Origin of the sequence: Spirillospora sp. NPDC049652, assembly GCF_040675125.1 — a bacterium.
In the GTDB taxonomy this organism is placed as follows: domain Bacteria; phylum Actinomycetota; class Actinomycetes; order Streptosporangiales; family Streptosporangiaceae; genus Spirillospora.
The window spans coordinates 1-3,961 of record NZ_JBFAOF010000692.1; the positions used below are offsets into that span (position 1 = coordinate 1).

Annotated in this window: 3 protein-coding genes; all 3 read left to right on the plus strand. The window is 74.6% G+C overall.

What is annotated here, in order from left to right; translation table 11 throughout:
- A partial coding sequence (locus tag AB0J52_RS30755; protein ID WP_500186181.1) for a type 2 lanthipeptide synthetase LanM family protein occupies positions 1 to 2,112 on the plus strand: 2,112 nt, incomplete at its 5' end.
- A 6-nt stretch (positions 2,113 to 2,118) separates the two neighbouring features.
- The gene (locus AB0J52_RS30760; RefSeq protein ID WP_500186183.1) at positions 2,119 to 3,054 is read left to right on the plus strand and encodes a Nif11-like leader peptide family natural product precursor; all 936 of its coding nucleotides are present in this window, start codon (positions 2,119 to 2,121) and stop codon (positions 3,052 to 3,054) included.
- Positions 3,051 to 3,961: ABC transporter ATP-binding protein (locus AB0J52_RS30765; RefSeq protein WP_500186184.1), on the plus strand; the 911-nt coding region annotated here is incomplete at its 3' end. The genes AB0J52_RS30760 and AB0J52_RS30765, both read left to right, overlap by 4 nt.

Genomic DNA, 3,961 nt, shown 5'->3' on the forward strand with positions numbered 1-3,961 from the left:
GTCGCCGACCGCGCGGGCGCGGCCGCGGTGCACGCCGAACTCGGCGGCTACCTCGCGATGTTCTACGTGCTCGGCGGCGGCGACCTGCACTTCGAGAACATCCTCGTCGCGGACGGGCACGCCTTCATCTGCGACGGCGAGACCGTCCTCGGGGCCGTCCCGGGCGACCGCCCGGACGGGACCGGCACCGTGATGGACTCGGTGTTCCGGACGGGCCTGATCGAGTGGCCGTCCGGGCGGGCCGAGGAGAGCTCGATGCGGCTCAGCGGCTACGCGGGCGGCGGCGCGTACGAGATGCCGACCAGCGTCCCGCAGGTGGACGAGGGGGGCCCGTCGTTCGCCGCGTCCGTCCGGCACGTGTCGGGCGTGCGGGTCGACCCGGGCGCGGGCAACCGGGTGTTCGTGGACGGCGAGATCACCCACGCCGAGGACTTCGTCGAGGACGTCGGCGCCGGCTTCGACGCGGTCTACCAGTGGTTCGCGCGGGGCGGCGAGGAGGCCGTGCGGACGGTGCGCGAGCTGTTCACCGGGTCGCGGGTCCGGTTCATCAACTGGAGCACGCAGATCTACTCGCAGCTGCTGCTCGCCGCCCGGCACCCGCGCTGCCTCATGGACCCGATCGAGGTGGACCTGCTGATCGACACCGTCCGGACGTTCCCCCGCGTCTGGGACCACGAGCTGGCCTGCCCCGACCGCGAGGCCCGGTCGATGTGGCGGATGGACATCCCGCTGTTCGACACGCCCGCCGAGGAAGCCCGGATGACCCACGACCACGGCCCCGCCGTCCCGCTGCGGCTGGCGGCGGCACCGCTGGACGTGGCGGCCGACCGGATCAGGTCCCTCACCGAGGAGAACCGGCGGCGGCAGCGGCAGTACATCGCCGCCGGGCTCTCCGGCGGCGACGTCACCAGCTCCGACTTCGCCGCGACCTGCGTCGAGCAGGCCGAGGCCGTCGCGCTGCGGCTGTGCGCGGAGGCGCGGGCCACCGGTTCGCCCTGGACGTCCTACGTCGTGACGCGCGACGGCCACGAGGAAGTGGACATCGAGGCCGAGCTGTACAACGGGACGGCCGGGATCGCGCTGTTCCTCGGGTACATGAACGAGCTGAGCCCGCGCCCGGAGTTCGAGCGCGCCGCGCGGCTCGCCCTCGCGCACGCGAGCGAGCACACCGATCCCCAGTGGATCGGCGCGTTCCCCGGCACCGGCGGGCTGATCTACACGCTGCTCCACCTGCACCGGCTGTGGGACGAGCGGGACCTGCTCGACCGCGCGGTCGCCCTCGCGGACGGCCTGGCCCCCGCGATCGAGCAGGACGAGCGGCTGGACGTCTACTTCGGCGTCGCGGGCCTCATCCCGGTCCTGCTCGCGCTCGCCGAGGCGACCGGCGGGCACGGCGCCGACCTCGCCGACCGCTGCGCCGAGCACCTGCTGAAGCGCGCGAACTCCGACGGCGACGCGCTGTCGTGGCCCGGCGACGAGGGCGGCGCGGCGCTGGCCGACCTCACCGGCTTCGCGCACGGGTCGGGCGGCATCGGCTGGGCGCTCGCGCTGGCCGGGGAGCGCCTCGGCCGCGACGCCTACGTGGACGCCGCGCACCGGGCCTTCGCCTACGAGGACCGGCACTTCGACGAGCTCGTTCAGGACTGGTACGACCTGCGGTCCTCGCCGGGCGGCCCGATCTGGAACGGCCGGCACTTCGCCAACGCCTGGTGCAACGGCGCGTCCGGGATCGGCCTCGGCCGCCTGGCCACCTGGGACACCCTCGGCCGCACCGACGACGACCTCCTGCAGGGCGCGCAGCGCGGGCTGACCGCGACCGTCCGCAACTTCCCCCGGCTGATGAACGACTCGCTCTGCCACGGCAGGTCCGGGAACGCCGAGCTGCTGCTCCGGCACGCCCTGCTGCGCGCCGAGCCCGCGTTCCGGGTGGAGGCCAACCTGCACGCCCAGAACCAGTGGCGCAACCTCGCCGAGGCCCGGCCCGGCCCGGAGTCGGGGTTCTTCCCCGGGCTCATGCTCGGCATGGCGGGCTTCGGCCTGCACTTCCTGCGCCTGGCCCGTCCGGAGCGGATCCCGTCCGTCCTGCTGCTCGACCCGCCGACCCGACCCTGAGGAGTGATGACGAGTATGTCCGTGGACGCCTGCCAGGAGTTCATGCACGTCGCCGGCACCGACCCCGAGCTGCGGATGCGGATGCGGGCCATGACCGGGGTGCAGGAGCTGCTCCGGCTCGCCCGCAGCCACGGGTACGAGTTCTCCGTGCCCGAGCTCGCCGCCGCGTCGTCCCGGCCGGGTCCGGCCGAGGACGAGCCGACCGAGCGGACCCGCGGCGCGTCCGCCGGCGCCGAGGAGCCCGCCGCGCGGGCGGAGGCGGAGGCCCGGGACGGCACGACCGTGCTGCACACCGAGTACTCGCTGGACGACCTGCCCGCCTTCACCGAGGTGCGCGAGCTGCTGCAGCTGGTCAAGGTCCGTCCGCCGACGGTCGACATGGACCGGTTCGCCGAGGCCTTCGACCCGGGCGACCTCGCGTCGACCGACCTCGCGCCGAGCGGGCCCGAGTACCAGCGGTGGCGGGCGGGCATCAAGCCCGTCCCCAACGACCGCCGCCACTTCCACCTGGTGAACCTGGACGACCACGTCGACCACCCCGGCTACGAGGAGTACCTGGACGCCAAGATCCGGCTGGTCGGGGCCCTGGAGAAGGTGTTCGGGCCGGAGGTCCGGTTCTCCGGGAGCATGTGGTACCCGCCGTCGTCCTACCGGCTCTGGCACACCAACGAGGACCAGCCGGGCTGGCGGATGTACCTGATCGACTTCGACGACGACTTCGCGGACCCGTCCGAGACCTCGTTCTTCCGGTACCAGACGCCCGGCACCGACGAGCTGGTCACGCTGCGGGAGCGGCCCCGGATGGCGCGCTTCTTCAAGATCGAGCAGGACCCGGCGAAGCTGTTCTGGCACTGCATCGTGAACCCGACCGAGCGGCACCGGTGGAGCTTCGGCTTCGTCGTCCCCGACGACTGGAAGGCCGCGCTGGAGGCCGCCGCGTGACCGCACCCTCCGCCGTCCCGGACGCGGCGACGGCGGCCGGCGCCCCGCCCGCCATCGCCGCGTCCGGGCTGCGCAAGCGGTACGGCGACGTCGTCGCGGTGGACGGCGTGGACCTGTCGGTCGCGGCTGGGGAGTGCTTCGCGTTCCTCGGCCCGAACGGGGCGGGCAAGTCCACCACGATCGCCATGCTGTGCGCGCTGGCCCGGCCGACCGCCGGCCGGGTCGCGATCGCCGGGCACGACACGGTCGCCGAGCCGCTGGAGGCGCGCCGCCGGATCGGGCTGGTGTTCCAGGAGTCCACCCTGGACCTCGGCCTCACCGCCGCCGAGAACCTGCGCTTCCACGCCGACCTGTACGACGTCCCGCCCGAGCGGATCCCGGGCCGCGTGGACCGGGCGCTCGACCTGGTCGGGCTGGCCGGCGAGCGCGACCGGATCGTCGGGACGTTCTCCGGCGGGATGCGCCGCCGCCTGGAGATCGCCCGCGCGCTGCTGCACCGGCCGCGGCTGATCGTCCTGGACGAGCCGACGCTCGGCCTCGACCCGCACGCCCGCGCCCGGGTGTGGGAGCACCTGCGGTCGGTCCGCGAGCGCGAGGCCGTCACGATCTTCCTCACCACGCACTACCTGGACGAGGCGGAGCAGTGCGACCGGATCGCGATCATCGACGCCGGGCGGATCGTCGCGCAGGGCTCCCCCGCCGCCCTGAAGGCCGAGCTGACCGCGCCGGGCGCGGACCCGCCGTCCCTGGACGAGGTGTTCCTGCACCACACGGGGCGTCCGCTGCACGACGAACCCGCGCTTGCCGCGCCGCCGGCCGCCGGCCCGGCGCTCCCGGACCCGCCGGCCGCCGCCCCCACGCCGGGTGCGCGGGAGCGCCCGTCCGACCTGCGGGCGCGGCGGGCGGC

What these genes read in the sequence shown, in the direction of transcription:
- AB0J52_RS30760 (WP_500186183.1), top strand. Translation starts at nt 2,119, where the DNA reads ATGACGAGTATGTCCGTGGACGCCTGCCAGGAGTTCATGCACGTCGCC.